Annotated in this window: 29 protein-coding genes; 27 read left to right on the top strand and 2 right to left on the bottom strand. The window is 41.9% G+C overall.

What is annotated here, in order from left to right; genetic code table 11:
• The first annotated feature begins 21 nt into the window (after positions 1–21).
• From GK047_RS27360 to GK047_RS27245, 24 genes are all read left to right on the top strand, one after another.
• Positions 22–207 (top strand): type Z 30S ribosomal protein S14, encoded by a 186-nt coding sequence (locus GK047_RS27360; protein WP_126144086.1) that lies wholly within the window; start codon positions 22–24, stop codon positions 205–207.
• A gap of 32 nt (positions 208–239) precedes the next feature.
• The gene (rpsH, locus tag GK047_RS27355; protein WP_029196454.1) at positions 240–638 is read left to right on the top strand and encodes a 30S ribosomal protein S8; all 399 of its coding nucleotides are present in this window, start codon (positions 240–242) and stop codon (positions 636–638) included.
• A gap of 28 nt (positions 639–666) precedes the next feature.
• Positions 667–1209, top strand: a complete 543-nt coding sequence (gene rplF / locus GK047_RS27350; RefSeq protein WP_163953706.1) for a 50S ribosomal protein L6 — start codon at positions 667–669, stop codon at positions 1207–1209.
• Positions 1210–1271: 62 nt separating this feature from the next.
• Positions 1272–1640 carry a 50S ribosomal protein L18 gene (gene rplR, locus GK047_RS27345; RefSeq protein ID WP_163953704.1) on the top strand — a complete coding sequence of 123 codons (369 nt, stop codon included), beginning with the start codon at positions 1272–1274 and terminating at the stop codon, positions 1638–1640.
• Between the two features lie 28 nt (positions 1641–1668).
• Entirely contained in the window at positions 1669–2166 is a 498-nt protein-coding gene (gene rpsE, locus GK047_RS27340; protein ID WP_163953702.1) for a 30S ribosomal protein S5, read from the top strand.
• A gap of 11 nt (positions 2167–2177) precedes the next feature.
• The gene (rpmD, locus tag GK047_RS27335) at positions 2178–2366 is read left to right on the top strand and encodes a 50S ribosomal protein L30 (RefSeq protein ID WP_163953700.1); all 189 of its coding nucleotides are present in this window, start codon (positions 2178–2180) and stop codon (positions 2364–2366) included.
• Positions 2367–2401: 35 nt separating this feature from the next.
• Positions 2402–2842, top strand: a complete 441-nt coding sequence (rplO, locus tag GK047_RS27330) for a 50S ribosomal protein L15 (RefSeq protein ID WP_163953698.1) — start codon at positions 2402–2404, stop codon at positions 2840–2842.
• Entirely contained in the window at positions 2842–4146 is a 1305-nt protein-coding gene (gene secY / locus GK047_RS27325; RefSeq protein ID WP_163953696.1) for a preprotein translocase subunit SecY, read from the top strand. Before rplO ends, secY begins: the two co-directional genes overlap by 1 nt.
• An 85-nt stretch (positions 4147–4231) precedes the next feature.
• Positions 4232–4882, top strand: a complete 651-nt coding sequence (locus GK047_RS27320) for an adenylate kinase (protein ID WP_163953694.1) — start codon at positions 4232–4234, stop codon at positions 4880–4882.
• Positions 4882–5634 carry a type I methionyl aminopeptidase gene (gene map / locus GK047_RS27315; protein WP_163953691.1) on the top strand — a complete coding sequence of 251 codons (753 nt, stop codon included), beginning with the start codon at positions 4882–4884 and terminating at the stop codon, positions 5632–5634. The genes GK047_RS27320 and map overlap by 1 nt, the downstream gene beginning before the upstream one ends.
• A 10-nt stretch (positions 5635–5644) precedes the next feature.
• A complete protein-coding gene (locus GK047_RS27310) occupies positions 5645–5950 on the top strand; it encodes a KOW domain-containing RNA-binding protein (RefSeq protein ID WP_163953689.1) in 306 nt (101 codons plus the stop codon).
• Positions 5951–5952: 2 nt separating this feature from the next.
• Positions 5953–6171: a translation initiation factor IF-1 gene (gene infA / locus GK047_RS27305; protein WP_009676800.1), complete on the top strand. Its 219-nt coding sequence runs from the start codon at positions 5953–5955 to the stop codon at positions 6169–6171.
• A 125-nt stretch (positions 6172–6296) separates the two neighbouring features.
• Positions 6297–6410 (top strand): 50S ribosomal protein L36, encoded by a 114-nt coding sequence (gene rpmJ / locus GK047_RS27300; protein ID WP_003333770.1) that lies wholly within the window; start codon positions 6297–6299, stop codon positions 6408–6410.
• 19 nt (positions 6411–6429) lie between these two features.
• Positions 6430–6798 (top strand): 30S ribosomal protein S13, encoded by a 369-nt coding sequence (gene rpsM, locus GK047_RS27295; protein WP_028557471.1) that lies wholly within the window; start codon positions 6430–6432, stop codon positions 6796–6798.
• Positions 6799–6816: 18 nt separating this feature from the next.
• Positions 6817–7212, top strand: coding sequence for a 30S ribosomal protein S11 (gene rpsK, locus GK047_RS27290; protein WP_163953687.1), 396 nt, complete (start codon positions 6817–6819; stop codon positions 7210–7212).
• Between the two features lie 125 nt (positions 7213–7337).
• Positions 7338–8282, top strand: coding sequence for a DNA-directed RNA polymerase subunit alpha (locus GK047_RS27285; protein ID WP_163953685.1), 945 nt, complete (start codon positions 7338–7340; stop codon positions 8280–8282).
• Positions 8283–8306: 24 nt separating this feature from the next.
• A complete protein-coding gene (gene rplQ / locus GK047_RS27280; protein WP_163953683.1) occupies positions 8307–8672 on the top strand; it encodes a 50S ribosomal protein L17 in 366 nt (121 codons plus the stop codon).
• 138 nt (positions 8673–8810) lie between these two features.
• Positions 8811–9572 carry a tRNA pseudouridine(38-40) synthase TruA gene (gene truA, locus GK047_RS27275; protein ID WP_163953681.1) on the top strand — a complete coding sequence of 254 codons (762 nt, stop codon included), beginning with the start codon at positions 8811–8813 and terminating at the stop codon, positions 9570–9572.
• A 182-nt stretch (positions 9573–9754) separates the two neighbouring features.
• Positions 9755–10192 (top strand): 50S ribosomal protein L13, encoded by a 438-nt coding sequence (gene rplM / locus GK047_RS27270; protein ID WP_029196440.1) that lies wholly within the window; start codon positions 9755–9757, stop codon positions 10190–10192.
• Positions 10193–10213: 21 nt separating this feature from the next.
• Positions 10214–10606 (top strand): 30S ribosomal protein S9, encoded by a 393-nt coding sequence (rpsI, locus tag GK047_RS27265; protein ID WP_163953679.1) that lies wholly within the window; start codon positions 10214–10216, stop codon positions 10604–10606.
• Between the two features lie 220 nt (positions 10607–10826).
• Positions 10827–11519 carry a phosphoadenylyl-sulfate reductase gene (locus GK047_RS27260; RefSeq protein ID WP_163953677.1) on the top strand — a complete coding sequence of 231 codons (693 nt, stop codon included), beginning with the start codon at positions 10827–10829 and terminating at the stop codon, positions 11517–11519.
• Between the two features lie 42 nt (positions 11520–11561).
• Entirely contained in the window at positions 11562–12734 is a 1173-nt protein-coding gene (sat, locus tag GK047_RS27255; RefSeq protein WP_163953675.1) for a sulfate adenylyltransferase, read from the top strand.
• Positions 12735–12806: 72 nt separating this feature from the next.
• The gene (gene cwlD / locus GK047_RS27250; RefSeq protein ID WP_163953673.1) at positions 12807–13562 is read left to right on the top strand and encodes an N-acetylmuramoyl-L-alanine amidase CwlD; all 756 of its coding nucleotides are present in this window, start codon (positions 12807–12809) and stop codon (positions 13560–13562) included.
• Positions 13563–13623: 61 nt separating this feature from the next.
• Entirely contained in the window at positions 13624–14709 is a 1086-nt protein-coding gene (locus tag GK047_RS27245) for an Mrp/NBP35 family ATP-binding protein (protein WP_163953671.1), read from the top strand.
• Positions 14710–14766: 57 nt separating this feature from the next.
• Here GK047_RS27245 and gerD read toward each other — a convergent pair whose 3' ends face one another.
• Positions 14767–15537, bottom strand: a complete 771-nt coding sequence (gene gerD / locus GK047_RS27240) for a spore germination lipoprotein GerD (protein WP_240344309.1) — start codon at positions 15535–15537, stop codon at positions 14767–14769.
• Positions 15538–15673: 136 nt separating this feature from the next.
• Here gerD and GK047_RS27235 point away from each other — a divergent pair, with 136 nt between their 5' ends.
• The gene (locus GK047_RS27235) at positions 15674–16270 is read left to right on the top strand and encodes a KinB-signaling pathway activation protein (RefSeq protein WP_163953669.1); all 597 of its coding nucleotides are present in this window, start codon (positions 15674–15676) and stop codon (positions 16268–16270) included.
• 28 nt (positions 16271–16298) lie between these two features.
• On the opposite strand, the gene pdaB is transcribed toward GK047_RS27235, so the two are convergent.
• The gene (gene pdaB, locus GK047_RS27230) at positions 16299–17081 is read right to left on the bottom strand and encodes a polysaccharide deacetylase family sporulation protein PdaB (protein ID WP_163953667.1); all 783 of its coding nucleotides are present in this window, start codon (positions 17079–17081) and stop codon (positions 16299–16301) included.
• 113 nt (positions 17082–17194) lie between these two features.
• On the opposite strand from pdaB, the gene GK047_RS27225 reads away from it, so the two are divergent.
• Both GK047_RS27225 and GK047_RS27220 read left to right on the top strand, forming a co-directional pair.
• Entirely contained in the window at positions 17195–17806 is a 612-nt protein-coding gene (locus GK047_RS27225) for a stage II sporulation protein M (RefSeq protein WP_163953666.1), read from the top strand.
• Between the two features lie 230 nt (positions 17807–18036).
• Positions 18037–18267: a hypothetical protein gene (locus GK047_RS27220; RefSeq protein WP_163953664.1), complete on the top strand. Its 231-nt coding sequence runs from the start codon at positions 18037–18039 to the stop codon at positions 18265–18267.
• Positions 18268–18589: the final 322 nt, after the last annotated feature.

Here is an 18589-nt window from a genome sequence, read left to right as displayed (position 1 = left end):
TATCAGGAGGTGGAATATTAAGTGGCAAAAACTTCGATGAAAATCAAGCAACAACGTGCTCCGAAGTTTAAAGTTCAAGCATATACACGTTGCGAGCGCTGTGGTCGTCCGCATTCGGTGCTTCGTAAATTTAAAATTTGCAGAATTTGTTTCCGCGAATTAGCGCATAAAGGACAGATTCCAGGCGTGAAAAAAGCAAGCTGGTAATCACCCTATTTTCGGGAAGGAGGTCTACACAAATGGTCATGTCAGATCCTATTGCAGATATGTTAACACGCATCCGTAATGCGAACATCGTACGTCATGAAACAGTTGAAATTCCTGCATCAAAAGTGAAAAGGGAAATCGCTGAAATCCTTAAAAAAGAAGGATTTATCCGTGACGCTGAGTACGTTGAAGATAGTAAGCAAGGTATCATTCGTTTGTTCCTGAAATACGGTTCAAACAATGAACGTGTTATCTCTGGTTTGAAAAGAATTTCTAAACCAGGTCTGCGCGTATACACAAAATCACAAGAAATCCCTCGAGTTCTGGGCGGATTAGGGATTGCCATCATCTCCACATCCAAAGGAGTAATGACGGATAAAGATGCTCGTCAATCCAAAGCTGGCGGAGAAGTTATCTGCTACGTTTGGTAATACAAATGTAATTGAATGGAGGTGCAACATGTCTCGTATTGGTCGTAAGCCGATCACCATTCCAAGTGGTGTAAATGTAACACTGGACAATACTCAAATCACGGTTCAAGGTCCTAAAGGTACTTTGTCTCGTGTACTTCATAAAGATATGAAAGTTAACGTTGTCGAGAACGAGATTTCCGTTGAGCGTCCTTCCGATAACAAACTTCATCGTTCCCTGCATGGTACAACACGTAGTGTTGTTGCCAACATGGTTAGTGGAGTAACGGAAGGTTTCACGAAATCTTTGGATTTAGTTGGTGTAGGTTACCGTGCTAACAAAAACGGTGACAAATTGGTTCTTAACGTTGGATATTCCCATCCTGTTGAAATCAACCCTGAAAGCGGAATTGAGTTCGATGTTCCTACGAACACGAAGATTATCGTTAAAGGTATTGATAAAGAGCTAGTTGGAGCTACTGCTGCTAAAGTTCGTTCCGTACGTGAACCTGAGCCGTATAAAGGTAAAGGTATTAAGTATGAAGGCGAGCGTATCCTTCGTAAAGAAGGTAAAGCTGGTAAGAAGAAGTAAGTTAGATAGATCGCGGGTAAGAGCTCTCGCATCATAAGATGATGAAAGGAGTGTAGGTATAAATGATTACTAAAAGCGATAAAAACAAAGCGCGTCTGAAAAGACACCTTCGTGTTCGTAAGAAAATTGAAGGTACTACAGTTCGTCCTCGGTTGAACATTTTCCGTTCTGCCAAGCACATGTATGCTCAACTTATCGATGATACGACTGGCGTCACTGTAGTATCAGCTTCAACTCAAGATAAAGAGCTTAAAGCTGAAGTTGCTAACGGTGGTAACGTAGAAGCTGCTCGTAAAGTTGGAGAGTTGATTGCGAAACGTGCGAAAGAAAAAGGTTTTGATAAAGTGGTTTTTGACCGCGGCGGATACCTTTATCATGGACGTGTTCAGGCGTTAGCTGATGCAGCTCGTGAAGCTGGGTTAGAATTCTAGGAAAAACATATATAAGGAGGTAAAAGACTTGCGTGTAGATCCGAATACTTTAGAGCTTACAGAAAAAGTTGTTAACATTAACCGCGTAGCTAAAGTAGTAAAAGGCGGACGTCGTTTCAGCTTCAGCGCACTTGTTGTCGTTGGCGATGGCAATGGCTGGGTTGGTGCAGGGATCGGTAAATCTTCCGAAGTTCCTGACGCTATCCGTAAAGGCATCGAAGATGCGAAAAAGAACTTGATCCATGTTCCAATCGTAGGCACATCTATTCCTCACCTTGTCACTGGCCGCTTTGGCGCAGGCCGCGTTCTGCTCAAGCCAGCTTCCCAAGGTACAGGAGTAATTGCAGGTGGACCGGTTCGTGCGGTTCTTGAACTTGCCGGTATCGGCGACATTTTGACCAAATCCCTTGGCTCATCCAACTCCATGAACATGGTTAACGCAACGCTTGAAGGCTTAAGCCGTTTGAAAAAAGCGGAAGAAGTTGCTAAGCTTCGCGGTAAAACAGTTGCAGAGTTACTAGGTTAGGAGGGGTAAACATGGCGAAACAATTACAAATTACCCTAAAACGCAGCCTGATTGGCCGTCCTGAAACTCAACGTGTTACAGTGAAAACGTTAGGTCTGCGCAAGCTGCACCAAACAGTTGTTCACCAAGACAACGCTGCGATCAGAGGCATGGTTAATCAAGTTAGTCACTTGGTAGAAGTTAAAGAAATCGAAGCATAAGAGTTTATATTAAAATCTAGAGGAGGTGTGCAACGATGAAGTTACATGAACTAAGTTCTGCACCTGGTTCACGTCACACTCGTAAGCGTGTTGGCCGTGGTACTAGTAGCGGTATGGGTAAAACATCGACTCGCGGACACAAAGGTCAAAATGCACGATCCGGTGGAGGCGTTCGCCCAGGTTTTGAAGGTGGACAAAATCCGTTGTACCGTCGTTTACCTAAACGTGGTTTCAACAACCGCTTCCGTAAAGAGTTCGCTATTGTGAACCTTGAAGATCTGAACAATTTCGCAGCTGGTACCGAAGTTACTCCGGAAGTATTGATGGAAACTGGTATTGTAAAAGCTCCTAAAGATGGCATCAAGATTTTAGGAAACGGTGAAATCACAGTAAAATTAACCGTTAAAGCGAATAAGTTCTCTCAATCAGCGATTGAGAAAATCCAAGCTGCCGGCGGTCAAACCGAGGTGATTTAATGTTTAATACCATATCCAACATCTTCAAAGTAGAGGATCTACGCAGAAGAATTCTATTCACTCTGATCTTGCTAATCGTCTACAGATTAGGTGCTTTCATTCCGGTGCCTAACATTAATACAGATGTTTTGAAACTTCAAGATCAAGCGAATCAGAGCGATGTCTTTGGTTTGCTTAACACGTTCTCCGGTGGGGCGCTCTTCCAATTTTCCATCTTCGCGATGGGTATTATGCCTTACATCACGGCTTCTATCATTGTTCAACTTTTGTCTATGGATGTTATCCCGCGCTTCGCGCAGTGGGCAAAAGAAGGTGATGTTGGAAGAAAGAAGATGACACAAGTTACACGTTACGGTACGATTGTTTTAGGATTGATTCAAGCCTTTGGTCTTTCAATCGGGTTTAACCGTCTTTACAGCGGACTCGTTATTGACTCAGGATTTACAACCTTTGCGTTAATCGCTATCGTACTAACGGCTGGAACAGCTTTCTTGATGTGGCTTGGAGAGCAAATTACGGAGTATGGGATTGGAAACGGTATTTCGATTATCATCTTTGCAGGTATCGTCGCGGCGATTCCTACTGGCATCCAACAAATTTACAAAACGCTTTTTGCGACTGAGGGAGCTTTGTTCCTTAATATCGTAAAACTCGTCATTATTGCTTTGGTTGTTATACTGATTATTGCCGGAGTCATATTTGTTCAACAGGGTGTTCGCAAGATTCCTGTGCAGTATGCTAAACGGGTAGTTGGTCGTAAAATGTACGGTGGTCAAACAACGCACATTCCACTTAAAGTGAATGCTGCGGGTGTTATTCCAGTAATTTTTGCACTATCGCTTTTAATGTTTCCTCCTACAATAGCGAGCTATTGGAGAGGCAATGTAGTAGCGGAATGGATTATTACAAACTTAAGTTTGAATGAAACCGCACCGCTAGCGATTGTACTTTATGTACTGCTGATTATTGGTTTCACTTACTTTTACACTTTCGTACAAATTAATCCGGTTCAAATGGCTGATCAGATGAAGAAAAATGGTGGTTATATTCCTGGTATTCGACCTGGTAAAACAACTTCCGTTTATCTGACTCGTGTAATGACTAGAATTACTCTTTCTGGAGCTTTGTTTTTGTCAGCTATCTCCATTCTTCCAATGTTATTTGGAGGACTTGCAGGGTTGCCAAACTCGGTTAAAATTGGTGGAACATCCTTACTTATCGTAGTAGGCGTTGGTCTTGAGACGATGAAACAAATCGAGAGCCAATTGATCAAGCGTCATTACAAAGGTTTTATCAATAAATAGCTAATAGGTTCTGATGGGGCAATTGTTGCGACATCGGCACCTATTGTGCTGTTCGTATTGCCGAGTGCGTTGGGAGGGTGTCAAAGTGAACGTAATTTTTATGGGTCCTCCTGGTGCAGGTAAAGGTACACAGGCGGAAAAAATCGTTAATGATTTTCAAATTCCACATATTTCAACGGGTGATGCATTCCGCCTGGCGATGAGCCAAGGAACGCCCCTCGGTATCGAGGCCAAAGGATATGTTGATAAGGGACTTCTGGTTCCTGATGAAATCACGAACGGTATTGTGAGAGAACGGCTTGCACAGCCGGATTGCGATAAGGGCTTTTTACTTGACGGGTTCCCGAGAACTGTTGCTCAAGCAGATGCATTAAGCGAAATCGTTGAATCTTTGGGCAAGAAGATTGAGGTTGTTATTAATCTCTCCGTTGATCGCAGTTTCCTGCTTGCTCGACTGACTGGCCGAAGAATCTGTAAATCCTGTGGTGCTACGTATCATGTGATTTTCAATCCACCTAAGCAAGAAGGCGTATGTGATAAATGTTCTGGTGAATTGTATCAGCGTTCGGATGATACGGAGGAGAAAGTCGGAACCCGTTTGGATGAATATACGAACAAGACGGCTCCACTGCTGGATTACTACCAAAAGAGGGAATTATTGCGTGAGGTTAACGGAGAACAAGACATTCATGTGGTAACTGAACAAATTAGCTCACTGCTTCGAGGTCTAGCGTAATGATCATTTGTAAGTCCGAGGTTGAACTGGACCTAATGCGAGAAGCAGGTCGAATCGTAGCTGAAACGCACCGCTTATTGGCAAGGGCGATTCGTCCGAACATTACAACGAAAGAACTTGATCAGATCGCAGAGGAATTCATTCGCAGTCAGGGAGCGATTCCATCTTTTAAAGGCTACAACGGTTTTCCAGGCAGCATCTGTGCTTCAGTTAACGAAGAATTAGTTCATGGTATTCCTGGTCCTAGAAAACTCTCTGATGGCGATATTATCAGTATTGATATCGGTGCTCAGTATAAGGGTTATCATGGAGACTCTGCATGGACCTATCCGGTAGGCGAGATATCTGAGACTGCTAAGCGATTGCTTGAGGTCACGGAACGATCACTTTACCAAGGGCTAGCTGAGGCTAAACCGGATGCCAGGCTCTACACGTTGTCGCATGCAATCCAAACCTGTATTGAAGATGCAGGCTTCTCCGTGGTTAGGGAGTATGTCGGACATGGAATTGGAACGGATCTTCACGAAGAACCCCAAATCCCTAATTACGGCATACCCGATAAAGGACCACGATTGAAACCGGGCATGGTCTTAGCCGTTGAACCCATGGTGGTTGTTGGCGAAAGGTTTGTCAAAACACTCGAAGACGACTGGACCGTAGTAACAGCAGATGGAACTTTATGTGCTCATTTCGAACATACGATTGCAATAACGGCAGCCGGTTATGAAATTTTAACTTTGCCTAGATTGTAGGTGAGTATGAGTGGATAGCTTAACACCACAGCTGGGCCAGATCGTAAAGGTGCTTCGCGGTAAAGATCCCGGAGAATATGCGGTAATTGTCGGAATTGTAGATAGTCGCTTTGTCTGGCTTGCCGACGGTGACATTCGCAAGTTCGATCAACCGAAGAAGAAAAACCTTAGCCATCTTCAATTGCAAGAATCGATCAGCAGCGAAGTCGAGTCCAGCATCAGGGAAACAGGTCGTGTTACTAATGGGAAGTTACGTTATGCGATTTCCAAATTCGTAGATATAATGCAAGTTGAAGCACATGAGAAAGGAGACTGACTGTGGCCAAAGAAGATGTAATCGAAGTAGAAGGTACAGTAATTGAACCTCTTCCGAATGCAATGTTTAAGGTTGAATTGGAAAATGGTCATAAAATCCTAGCCCATGTATCGGGTAAAATCAGAATGCATTTTATCCGTATATTGCCAGGAGATAAGGTTACCGTAGAATTATCGCCTTACGATTTAACGCGAGGTCGTATAACCTACCGTTTCAAATAAATGTTCGGCTTAGATGTAAGTTACTCTCTCAAGGCGTATGCTTACGAAGCAAGTTTTCTAACGAAAACGCAACATGGTGCTTACGATGAAAGATTTCTTGAAGAAATCTTAAAGGAGGGCTTAAAATGAAGGTAAGACCATCGGTTAAACCGATCTGTGAGAAATGTAAAGTCATTCGCCGCAAAGGCAATGTAATGGTAATTTGCGAAAATCCGAAACACAAACAAAAACAAGGTTAAAAGGAGGTGCAGTCTGTAGATGGCACGTTTAGCTGGAGTTGACTTACCTCGTGACAAGCGAGTAGTTATCGCTTTGACTTACATTTTCGGTATTGGCACTACAACAGCTCAAAAAATCATCGCTTCAACAGGTATCGACGCAAGTACTCGCGTTCGTGACTTAACGGAAGATGAAGTGAGCAAAATCCGTGATGTAATTGACAAAACACTCAAAGTAGAAGGCGATCTTCGCCGTGAAATTTCCCTGAACATTAAACGTCTGATCGAAATTGGATCTTACCGCGGTCTTCGTCACCGTCGTGGTCTTCCTGTTCGTGGACAACGTACTAAAACTAATGCTCGTACACGTAAAGGTCCTCGTCGTACAGTAGCTAATAAGAAGAAATAATAAAGGGGGTTAGAGCTAATGGCAAAACCTAAAAAAGTCGTCCGTACGAAACGTCGTGACCGTAAAAATATTGAGGTCGGAGTAGCACATATCCGTTCTACATTTAACAATACGATCGTGACGATTACGGATCCCCATGGTAACGCGATTTCCTGGGCAAGTTCAGGAAACCTTGGTTTCAAAGGATCCCGTAAAAGTACTCCTTTCGCAGCGCAAATGGCAGCTGAAAAAGCAGCAAAAGCAGCAATGGAGCACGGTTTAAAAACAGTTGAAGTTATGGTAAAGGGTCCAGGCGCTGGTCGTGAAGCAGCAATTCGTTCATTGCAAGCAGCTGGTCTTGAAGTAAACCTGATTAAAGACGTGACTCCGGTTCCTCATAATGGTTGCCGTCCTCCAAAACGTCGTCGCGTATAATTCAGGATCACTTTGTAGTATAAATATCTTAAAATCGTGAATAATGGTTTGAAGGATAGGCATACTATGAAATTTTCACCGAAGTATCCAGAGGGAAACGACGTTTTGAATGGAGGGTACATTTCATGATCGAAATCGAAAAGCCAAAAATAGAAACTGTAGCTTTAAGTGAAGACGGCGCCTATGGCAGATTTGTTATAGAGCCGTTGGAACGTGGCTATGGTACAACCTTAGGTAACTCACTACGTCGTATCTTACTGTCCTCTTTACCGGGTGCTGCAGTAACCTCTGTCCAAATCGATGGCGTTTTACACGAGTTTTCAACGATTCCTGGCGTGCTTGAGGATGTAACGGAAATTATCCTCAACTTGAAAGGTCTTTCGTTGAAAATTCACTCCGATGAGGAGAAAGTGCTTGAAATTGATGCTGAAGGAGAAGGAAATATTACTGCGGCTGATATCCGTGGTGATAGTGATGTGGAAATTCTTAATCCGGATTTGCACATTGCTACCTTGTCTCCAGATTCGCGTCTTCACATGAGGATTCATGCGGGCAGAGGTCGTGGTTATGTCCAATCGGACAAAAACAAGCATGAAGATCAACCAATTGGTGTTATTCCAATTGATTCGATTTACACGCCTATTACTCGTGTAAACTACAGTATTGAAAACACGCGTGTTGGTCAAGTTACGAATTATGATAAACTGACCCTCGAAGTGTGGACCGATGGAAGTATTCGACCTGAAGAAGCGGTGAGCTTGGGCGCTAAAATCTTAACAGAGCATTTGATGCTGTTTGTCGGATTGACGGATGAAGCTAAAGATGCTGAGATTATGGTGGAGAAGGAAGAAGATAAGAAAGAGAAAGTTCTCGAGATGACTATTGAGGAACTTGATCTCTCTGTTCGTTCTTACAACTGCCTCAAACGCGCAGGGATTAATACTGTACAAGAGTTGATTACTAAGACAGAAGAAGACATGATGAAAGTACGGAACTTAGGACGTAAATCTCTTGAAGAAGTTCAAGAGAAGCTCGAAGAGCTCGGTCTAGGTCTGCGTACTGAGGAATAATCCAGTCAGAAGGAGGTTAAATCAATGAACTACAGGAAATTGAACCGCGATTCCAGTAATCGTAAAGCATTATTCCGTGATCTGGTGACAGATCTGTTCATACATGAACGCATTCAAACAACTGAAGCAAAAGCAAAAGAGATCCGCTCGATCGCTGAGAAGCTTATTACTCTAGCGAAACGTGGAGATCTCCACGCACGCCGCCAGGTGGCTGCTTTTGTTCGTAGAGAAGCTGCAAACGAGAACCAAGATGCTATTCAAAAGCTCTTCTCTGAATTGGCTACTCGCTACTCCGAGCGTCCAGGTGGATACACACGTATCCTTAAACTGGGACCACGCCGCGGTGACGCAGCACCAATGGTTTATTTAGAGCTTGTAGATCGCGCATAAGACGGATGGGAAAGGGTGGACGGAATCAGATGATTCTGATGAAGCCCTTTTTTTGCAGTCTTACGCACATGCGCTCGAAGCAAGTTTAGCATAAGCTAGACGCTAAGATGGGGTTGATGACTCACGGTGGAACATACGTTGAGAAATCTACGTTTTACGATAAGTTATGATGGAACTGCCTACTCGGGTTATCAGATTCAGCCTAAAGCAGATACGATACAATACCGATTAGAGCAAGCTGTTTACCTTCTAACAGGTGAAACAGTGAAGGTCATTTCGTCTGGTCGTACGGATGCGGGCGTTCATGCTAAAGCACAAGTAATTAATTTTTTAACGGCATCCAAGATACCTGTGGAACGTTGGTGTTTAGCTCTAAATGCTAGACTTCCTAGGGATATCGTTGCACACACTGCTGAAGAAGTGCCTCTTACTTTCCATTCTCGCAAAGCCGCGAAACGAAAAACGTACTGCTTTACAATTCGCTCGGCGCGCTTCCCTGATGTCTTTCACCGGAATTATGAATACCATCATCCTACGCATTTAAATGTGGAAGCCATGAGAGAGGCGCTCCCTTGCTTGCTAGGTGAGCATGATTTTACTTCGTTTTGTACGGTGAGAACGGATAAGGAAATTAAGGTTAGAACGCTTCATGAGGTTCGACTAGAAACGGAAGTTGATGAGATAGCATTGGATGGGAAGATCTCTCGAATACGTATTTATATTTCGGGCAATGGTTTTCTGTATAATATGGTGAGGATCATCGTAGGTACTTTGCTGCAGATCGGTGAAGGCAAGAAACCGAGCAGTGATATGCTCCGAATTCTCGAAGCAAAGGATCGAAACCAGGCGGGCCCAACGGCAGAAGCTATTGGTTTGACACTGTGGAGAGTAGAGTATTAGCCAGCAAAAAATGACTTGATTCTGATCATGTTTTCGTGTAAAATAAGACTTGCGTTTCGTGATCGGCTAACCCACAGCCCCTGATCACTTAATGGCCAATTACCATCCATCATAAACATGTGAATATGTAAGTTATCAATTACGATTATGTATTGAGATATATTTTTTTAGGAGGATTAAGCATGCGCACCACATATATGGCTAAGCCAAATGAAGTTGAGCGTAAATGGTACATTGTTGACGCTGCAGGCCAAACACTTGGTCGACTGGCAAGTGAAGTTGCTAGCATTATCCGCGGAAAGCACAAGCCGGAGTTCACTCCGCACGTTGATACTGGGGATTTCGTAGTTGTTATCAATGCTTCCCAAATTAAGCTAACAGGTAAGAAAATGCAAAATAAAATGTACTACCGTCACTCCTTATACCAAGGTGGTTTGAAAGTGACTTCTGCACAGGACCTGCTTAACAGCAAGCCTGATCGCATGATTGAGTTTGCAGTACATGGTATGCTTCCTAAGAACCGTCTTGGCGATAGCTTGAAAACTAAGCTTAAAGTCTACGGTGGAGCAGAGCATCCACATCAAGCACAACTACCAGAAGTATGGAATCTTCGCGGTTAATTAAAAGGGAGGACTGTTTTCGTGGCACAAGTTCAATATTATGGAACGGGTCGTCGTAAACATTCGGTAGCGCGTGTGCGCTTAGTACCGGGTGAAGGACGCATCATTATCAATAAACGTAATCTGGACGAATATTTCGGTCTAGAAACTTTAAAGCTGATCGTAAAACAACCTTTGACATTAACAGAAACAATCGGTCAATACGATGTTCTTGTTATCGCAAATGGTGGTGGAATCAGCGGACAAGCTGGAGCAATTCGTCACGGTATTTCCCGTGCATTGCTTAAAGCTGATCCTGAATACCGTGGATCTTTGAAAAAAGCAGGCTTTCTGACTCGTGATCCTCGTATGAAAGAACGTAAAAAGTACGGATTAAAAGCAGCTCGTCGCGCTCCACAATTCTCCAAACGTTAATACACGGCGCCGTTGGCGCTCAAGAGAACCTTTTTGGCAATTTGCTGAAAAGGTTTTTTCTTTTTCACTTAAAAGTAAAAGATTTGTATGCTAATTCCAATGGTTTTGTAGAAGTTAATACCAAAATGATGAAAAGTAATTGACATCATACAAATCTCAGATATAATTAGTGTTAATCATACAATTTTAGTCGGGATTATAAACCGCGGGAGGAATATATATGAATCTTTTTGAAAAAGAAAATTTTGTAGCAAAAGCGGCTGAAGAATTTGAAAATCAATCACCAGAAGCATTACTTAAACTTGCTGTAGAAACTTTCTCTAGTCTTACCCTTGCATGTAGTTTTGGCGCAGAAGATGTTGTTCTCGTTGACATGTTGCAAAAAATCAATCCAAACGTGGATATTTTCTACTTAGACACGAACGTTCATTTTACAGAGACGTATGAAACTAGAGATCGTCTGGAACAGCATTATGGAACAAAATTTGTTCAAGTTCTTCCTAAATTAACGCTTGATGAACAAGCGGAGCAATTTGGAGAGGAGCTATGGAAGAATGATGCAAATAAATGCTGTAACATCCGTAAAGTTGATCCATTAACGGATATTCTAAAGAACTACGATGCATGGATAACTGGCATACGCCGTGATCAGGCTCCTACACGTGCGAATGCTAAAAAGGTTGAATACGATGTAAAGTTTGGACTTATTAAATTTAACCCTCTTGCAGATTGGACAACGGAGGATGTTTGGAATTATATTCGTGAGAACAATGTGATTTATAATCCATTACACGAACGCAATTTTCCCAGTATAGGATGTGAGCACTGTACTCGCCCTGTTGCTGCCGGAGAGGACCCTCGCGCAGGTCGTTGGGCTAACATTGAAAAAACAGAGTGTGGGCTTCATAAGTAAGATAAGTAAGGGAATTCTATCAAAACTTCGGAGGTAAAACGTATGACTGCAATCCAACCTCACGGTGGGGAGTTAATTAACCGTTTAGTTTCTGAAAATGAAAAATCTCATTTACTAAAACATGCAGCTGCATTGAAACAGATTCGAGTCAATGCCTGGGCAATATCCGATTTAGATTTGATAGGTGTCGGTGCCTTCTCTCCATTAACAGGTTTCTTAGATGAAAAGGATTATTTGTCTGTAGTTGAGAACATGAGACTTGCTAATGGTACGATGTGGAGTATTCCAATCACTCTATCCGTTGATCCGGATCTCGCCAAAACCCTTGTACAAGGCGAACAAGTGGCTTTAGTAGGCGAGGAAGATAACGTTATTTATGCCATTATGGATGTAACGAGCATTTATAAGGTAGATCAGCAGAATGAAGCTATTAAGGTATTTAAAACAGATGATATGGCTCATCCCGGAGTCGATAAGCTGTTTTCTCGTTCTTCCACCAATATAGGTGGGCCGATCCAATTATTGAATCGACCGAAGCCGAAGAAATTCGAGGAGTTTTATTTTGATCCTGCTGAAACTCGTCGTTTATTCGCTGAAAAAGGCTGGAAAACTGTTGTGGGGTTCCAAACACGTAACCCAGTACATCGGGCTCATGAATATATTCAAAAATCCGCAATGGAGATCGTTGATGCTCTTTTTCTTAACCCATTAGTCGGAGAGACAAAGTCTGATGATATCTCTGCAGACGTTCGTATGAAGAGTTATTTGGTGCTGCTTGAGAACTATTATCCTAAAGATCGAACATTTCTTGGCGTATATCCTGCGGCTATGAGGTATGCAGGACCGCGCGAAGCGATTCTACACGCGATAGTACGGAGAAATTATGGATGCACGCATTTTATTGTGGGTCGTGATCATGCGGGGGTGGGCGACTATTACGGCACCTATGAAGCTCAAGAAATTTTCAGTAATTTTACGGCTGAAGAAATCGGGATTACACCTTTATTTTTTGAGCATAGTTTTTTCTGCACGAAATGTGGAAACATGGCTTCTAGCAAAACTTGTCCACATGACAAAACAGCTCATATGCATTTATCAGGTACTAAGGTACGCGGCCTGCTTAGAGATGGCCAATGTCCGCCTCCAGAGTTTACTCGTCCGGAAGTAGCCAAGGTATTGATCGAAGGTTTGAGAGACCCTGAGTATCAAGTTTAAGTAAGGTATAATTGTCCACCCTGTCCCATATAGATGTTACAGAGTCTATGGGGAACAGAGGTGGATTTTTTTATGCGCAAAAGAAAGAAGAGGCTAGTAGTCTGGCTGACCTTTCACAGCAGTCTCAAGCTAGTGCTCTCGGCCTTGCTGGTCGCTCTAGTTGTATTTATTTATAGCTATGAGCTCCCGGCATCTAAGACATGGTCAGACTGGACATTACCTTTATCGGGGAAAACAATTGTTTTGGATGCAGGTCATGGTGGCCCTGATGGCGGCGCTTCGAGTAAAGAGGGAGTTACCGAGAAAGAAATTAATCTTGCGATAACCTTACAGCTTCGTGATTACTTGCAGCAAGCAGGCGCACTTGTAGTTATGACAAGGGAAACCGATAAAGACTTAGCTAATTCAGGAACTAAAGGCTACAGTAAAAGAAAAACCGAAGACTTGCATAATCGGGCAGATTTGACGAATGAGAAGAATGCCGATTTGTTTTTAAGTGTTCATTTAAACAGTATTCCTTCACAAAAATGGAGAGGGGCACAAACGTTCTATTACGCCAATAATCCCAATAATTCTAATTTAGCCTCACTAATTCAATATGAGTTAAAGAGAAATCTAGAGAACACGGATCGTGTTGCTAAACCAGCGGATAAAACGGTGTATTTATTAAAAACTTTAAAAATGCCAAGTGCCCTTGTAGAGGTTGGATTTCTCTCGAATCCCGAGGAGGCTAGGTTGCTAGCAAATGATAAATACCAGAAGAAAGTCGCAGCATCTATTTATCAGGGGATATTACGGTATTATGCTGGTGAAAAAGTTGGTTCTTAACAGATTTATGATATAATTAACCCGCATAAATACTTTGTTCTAGTGAAGGTGTGGTGTCGTTATGATTAATAAGGATCAGCTATTAGAAACATTAAAGCCTCTTATCGATCCTCAGTATAAAAAAAGTATTACTGATCTAAATTTGGTTAGAGATATTATGATTAAGGAAGATAGTGTCTCCCTTACTGTAATAACTACAACGGAAGACGAAGCTTATAAAAATCAAGCCGAAGCTGCCATTCAATTAAGTTTAAAGCCACTGGGAATTACGCAAGTACATATCCGGTTTCGCTCTATCACCGACTATGAACGAAATCAACTAAACGAAGTATTGCAGCCTGCTGAAGCAACTCAGGATCAACCTGCCCCTTCCCTCAAACCGATACTTGGAGAAGATTCACCAGTTAAGTTCATTGCAGTCGCAAGCGGTAAAGGCGGTGTAGGGAAATCGACTGTTACGGTAAATTTGGCCGTAGCCCTAGGACGACAAGGCAAGAAGGTTGGTATTGTGGATGCAGATATATATGGCTTTAGCATTCCAGATATGATGGGAATTGAAGATCAGCCTAAATTGGTTGATAATCGGATTCTGCCTGTTGAAAAGCACGGTGTTAAAGTAATCTCAATGGGATTTTTTGTTCAAGATAATGCGCCTGTTGTATGGCGCGGCCCGATGCTTGGCAAAATGCTGCGTAACTTCTTCCACGAAGTAGACTGGGGGGACGTAGATTATGTCTTGCTTGATTTGCCGCCTGGAACTGGCGATATCGCTCTTGACGTCCACCAAATGATTCCGCAAAGCAAAGAAATCATCGTGACCACTCCGCATGCTACAGCTGCCTTTGTAGCTGCTAGAGCAGGTGCTATGGCCATTCAAACCAATCATGAGATTCTTGGTATTGTTGAGAATATGTCTTACTACGAATGTAAAGCATGCGGAAGTAAGGATTACATATTTGGAAAAGGTGGAGGCGCTAAGTTGGCTGAGGATCTCCATAGTGAGTTGTTAGCCCAAGTCCCGTTGGGAGCTCCAGATAATCATATATCCGAGATTGATTATTCGCCATCAGTCTATAAGGCTGAAACGAAATCAGGCCAAATTTATCTGGATCTAGCGGCAAGTGTTATCTCGAAGCTAGAGAACTAAAAAAAGGGACTAGCGGTCCATATGCCGTTAGTCCCTTCTTATTTTTCTGGTGATTCACTATGAATCGCTTGAACTTGAATCTTTTTTCTGGCCACTATCTTGCTTTTGTGAATCGCCAGATCCGCTTTTTTGTTCCTTTTTCTTGTCTCCCTCTTTCTCACTTCCGCTGTCGCCACCGCCTTTCTTTTGTTGACCGCCTGAAGGTAACTGCTCTGGTTGACTTTGCTGCTCAATAGCAGATTTGAGTAAGTCTACCATCTCAGCTCGGAAGAGAGGACTTTTCACTGCTTCTTGCATGACCGTCATCATCTGCTGCCGATAGGCTGCAGTTTTCATAACGTCCAGAACCATTTTTTCGTAATCTGGATTCTTCATGACATCCACGAGTGCTTTCTGATACTCAGGATCTTTTAATAATTCTTTAAACATTTGTTTCGTATCTTTTTGGATTGCTTTAGCGAAATCTCCAGCGAATTTCGGATCCTTCATCATATCCTGAAGAAACTTATTATTCTCTTGTGCAGTAAGGACGTCTTTGACGGCCATTTGTAGCTGCAGGGACTCATTGGCAGAAAGAAGTTTGATTTGAGATTGACCTGCAAGACCGCTTGCACCCGCATCTCCGTTCATAATACTGCGATTGGCAGTGCTAATCGCTTTCTTACCATCATCCGACTTTAGAATGTCGAGAACCATCGTCTTCGTTTCTTTATAGGTATTACCTTGTGATTGGCCTTTCGAAGAGTTGTCGGATCCACACGAAGAGAGAAGTACAGCGAGCATAATAAACGGTAGGACTTGCAGCTTCCTTAGCCTTTTCATCAACATGAAAGCAGACTCCCTTCCCTAGCTTGATATCGTTAGTATGCGTGGTTAAGGGCAGATTATAACGTCCATTCATTGGCTTTTTATCAAAAACGTTGGTAGAATTAACTATTAGAGTTTATGTGTGGAGGTTTTGATCTTGACTTTACGGAAATGGTTTCATTTATTTTGGACAACTTTAGTAATTGGAATGGTAGTATCGACAGGGATTGGTCTGATCTTGCAATATTCAGATCGCGAATTTTCTGTTATGGGTCTGTCCGCAGTTGGTTTTAATGTAATTAATATGCTTTTGGGCGGCGCGACGATAAGTGTTTTGAGCCAGATGGGGTTTTTCGCTTATCTCATTGTCAGATTTATAGTGGGTGGTATTATTCGTTCTAAAACAGTTTGGGATTTGCTTCAACTTACAATCGTAATTGTCGTTTTATTTGATCTTGCATATCTAAGAACCACGAATTTTGAGGGATCTGGATCCTTTTTAAGTTACTCTGTTCTACCGATAATCATATTGCTCATTTCCTTGGCCATCGCATATTGGAAAACGAAAATGACCAACCGTCATGCATTCATCCCGACATTGTTTTTCATGTCAGCAGTTACCATACTCGAAGCAGTACCAGCGCTTAAACTTGATAATTCAGCTTCCAGTCTTTTTATGCTTGCACCATTGCTTGTTTGCAATGCCTGGCAAATTTTGATTCTTCATAAAATACTAGACAATAAAAAGAGCTAATTAAATTTAGCTCTTTTTTAATCTTCGGTTAATGGATTTGCTTCATAGCTTGATCTTCAACGGGTTTGGTTTCAACCTCTGTTTGCTTGATGAGCTCACTAACAGTAACAAATTCATAGCCCTTTGCTCTTAATTGATCAATGATCACTGGCAGGGCTTCATGTGTTTGCTGACAGGAATCACTAGCATGCATCAGCACAATATCACCAGGATGAGCTTTGGTTACGACACGATCAATGATCTTATCCACACCGATATTCATCCAATCCAAAGAATCTGTGTCCCACTGTACCACGGAATAACCAAGCTCACCGGCGATGCGTAGCACCCTTTTATCAAAATCTCCATTGGGCATTCGGATTAAATTCGGCTCTTTTCCAACTAATTCCGTCAAAATCCCATGTGCTGTAGAAATTTGTTTGCGGATTTCATCTTCGTTAAACGTGCTGTAATTATCATGTTTGTTACCATGACTTCCGATCTCGAAACCGTCTTTTTTAATGTGGTCTACGATTTCAGGATGGCTTTTACTCCAAGGAGATGAGAGGAAGAAAGTAGCACCTTTCACACCCTTCTCTTTTAGCACTTTTAGAATGGGCTCTGTTCGTTTATCACCCCAGCTAATATCAAATGTGAGGGCTATGACTTTCTTTTCTGTTTGTACGCTATAGATAGCTGCGGGCTCACCAGTTGAAAATACAGATATATTCCTTTGCTCTGAATATACAATGGCCGCCGCGAATACAATAGCAACCGCAATGAATATGGCCTGTTTTAACTTTCGAGCGTTAACTACAAAAAAGTAATTCACCCTTCCTACAACCTCCTTCTTGCCTTACGAAGGGTAAGGCTTATATGTCTTTTAGTAACAATGTATGCTCGTACACATCTGACTTATGCTTCAAACATTGGAGGGAATCGAAAATGAATATTAAAGAATTAACCATTCATTTTAAAGAGATGAAACATTATTTTATCGTAGTCGTATTGGTATTTGGTTTTAGCTTCTATTTAGGTTGGGCTAACTCGGAACAGTTTAAGTATTTTTTAGACACCCAAATTAAAGGATTGCAATCCTTAAGCCAGTCTTTGAGCAGCAAAGATCATCCTCAGTTATGGTTCTTCTTGGTTATCTTCTTGAATAATGCGCTTAAATCAGTGCTTATTGTTTTCCTTGGGTTGATGTTTGGAATACTCCCTTTGTTCATGCTAGTTGCTAATGGAATGATACTTGGTTATGTTCTATCCATGCAAACTCATGAAAGTACACTATCCATAGTGCTGAAAGGTATTCTTCCTCATGGAATTATAGAAATTCCAGTTATTTTGCTTGCTTGCGCGTACGGACTTAAATTGGGGATGCTTGTCTGGAAATCAGGTATGCAACTTTTTATTCCTACTCAATTAAGAACGGCTCGTGGGGAACTATCCAAAATACTCCGATTGAGCAAGCCTTTGATCGTAGTGATCGTGAGTTTACTACTTCTTGCAGCAATTATAGAAAGTACTCTAACTTATTGGTTAGTACATCTGTAAAAAAAATAAAGCAGCCGTCATAAAAATTGGAAAATCTGAGCATAACAGTAATGCAATAAGATGAGACGAGTGAAGTGTGGTCATTTTATCTTAAGCAGCATTGTTAAATTAGCCATAAATCCTTGTGTTAGGGACAAGTTAAGCAAACAAAGGCATCTCAGAATTCGAGAAATTGATGCTATTAACTGGCCTTTTCTGTATCTATAGTAGAGAGGGGTTTGAATGGATTTATGCTCGGATTTCTATTTAATGAGCGGGAATGTAGAGAGCTTGATTATGTATTGCGTAAAGAGTTAGATGAAATGTTATTTGACCTGAATGATAAAAGAATTGATCAAGAGATAAAAGGAGCTATAGAATCTAGATACAAAGTAATTTTTAGAATGTACGCTCGCTTAGCTACTCCAAAGGAAATATCCAAGTACGCAAGGAATCGAAGCTATCAAGTTGAAAAAAAATAGAGGGTAAGTACTTGACTTATCCTCTTCATGTATGTTATTTTATAAATCGCCGCTTCAATACGAAGGGCGTGCAGTAATCGGAACTTTAGTTTTAAAAAAGAAATATCAAAAAAAACTTGCAAATGAATAAACTAATGTGGTATATTGATCAAGTCGCCTTTGAGAGGTGGCGAGATTGAAATGAAGAGTAATTGTTCTTTGAAAACTGAACAACGAGTGAAAGAAGCACGGTCGAGCAATCGACCAAAAAAGAGATGCAAATCTCGCTAGCAACGCAAATGAGCAATTAAGCTTTCAAATAGGTTTAACTATTATGGAGAGT

Origin of the sequence: Paenibacillus sp. SYP-B3998, from assembly GCF_010820665.1 — a bacterium.
Taxonomy (GTDB): Bacteria; Bacillota; Bacilli; order Paenibacillales; family NBRC-103111; genus Paenibacillus_E.
The sequence above is the reverse complement of the archived record's forward strand: the minus strand, read 5'-3'. Positions and strand labels throughout refer to the sequence as shown.

Coding starts and splice junctions, on each gene's coding strand:
- rpsH (WP_029196454.1), top strand. CDS start 240: ATGGTCATGTCAGATCCTATTGCAGATATGTTAACACGCATCCGTAAT.
- rplF (WP_163953706.1), top strand. CDS start 667: ATGTCTCGTATTGGTCGTAAGCCGATCACCATTCCAAGTGGTGTAAAT.
- rplR (WP_163953704.1), top strand. CDS start 1,272: ATGATTACTAAAAGCGATAAAAACAAAGCGCGTCTGAAAAGACACCTT.
- rpmD (WP_163953700.1), top strand. CDS start 2,178: ATGGCGAAACAATTACAAATTACCCTAAAACGCAGCCTGATTGGCCGT.
- rplO (WP_163953698.1), top strand. CDS start 2,402: ATGAAGTTACATGAACTAAGTTCTGCACCTGGTTCACGTCACACTCGT.
- secY (WP_163953696.1), top strand. CDS start 2,842: ATGTTTAATACCATATCCAACATCTTCAAAGTAGAGGATCTACGCAGA.
- map (WP_163953691.1), top strand. CDS start 4,882: ATGATCATTTGTAAGTCCGAGGTTGAACTGGACCTAATGCGAGAAGCA.
- rpmJ (WP_003333770.1), top strand. CDS start 6,297: ATGAAGGTAAGACCATCGGTTAAACCGATCTGTGAGAAATGTAAAGTC.
- rpsM (WP_028557471.1), top strand. CDS start 6,430: ATGGCACGTTTAGCTGGAGTTGACTTACCTCGTGACAAGCGAGTAGTT.
- rpsK (WP_163953687.1), top strand. CDS start 6,817: ATGGCAAAACCTAAAAAAGTCGTCCGTACGAAACGTCGTGACCGTAAA.
- GK047_RS27285 (WP_163953685.1), top strand. CDS start 7,338: ATGATCGAAATCGAAAAGCCAAAAATAGAAACTGTAGCTTTAAGTGAA.
- rplQ (WP_163953683.1), top strand. CDS start 8,307: ATGAACTACAGGAAATTGAACCGCGATTCCAGTAATCGTAAAGCATTA.
- rplM (WP_029196440.1), top strand. CDS start 9,755: ATGCGCACCACATATATGGCTAAGCCAAATGAAGTTGAGCGTAAATGG.
- GK047_RS27260 (WP_163953677.1), top strand. CDS start 10,827: ATGAATCTTTTTGAAAAAGAAAATTTTGTAGCAAAAGCGGCTGAAGAA.
- sat (WP_163953675.1), top strand. CDS start 11,562: ATGACTGCAATCCAACCTCACGGTGGGGAGTTAATTAACCGTTTAGTT.
- cwlD (WP_163953673.1), top strand. CDS start 12,807: ATGCGCAAAAGAAAGAAGAGGCTAGTAGTCTGGCTGACCTTTCACAGC.
- GK047_RS27245 (WP_163953671.1), top strand. CDS start 13,624: ATGATTAATAAGGATCAGCTATTAGAAACATTAAAGCCTCTTATCGAT.
- gerD (WP_240344309.1), bottom strand. CDS start 15,537: ATGTTGATGAAAAGGCTAAGGAAGCTGCAAGTCCTACCGTTTATTATG.
- GK047_RS27225 (WP_163953666.1), top strand. CDS start 17,195: ATGAATATTAAAGAATTAACCATTCATTTTAAAGAGATGAAACATTAT.
- GK047_RS27220 (WP_163953664.1), top strand. CDS start 18,037: ATGCTCGGATTTCTATTTAATGAGCGGGAATGTAGAGAGCTTGATTAT.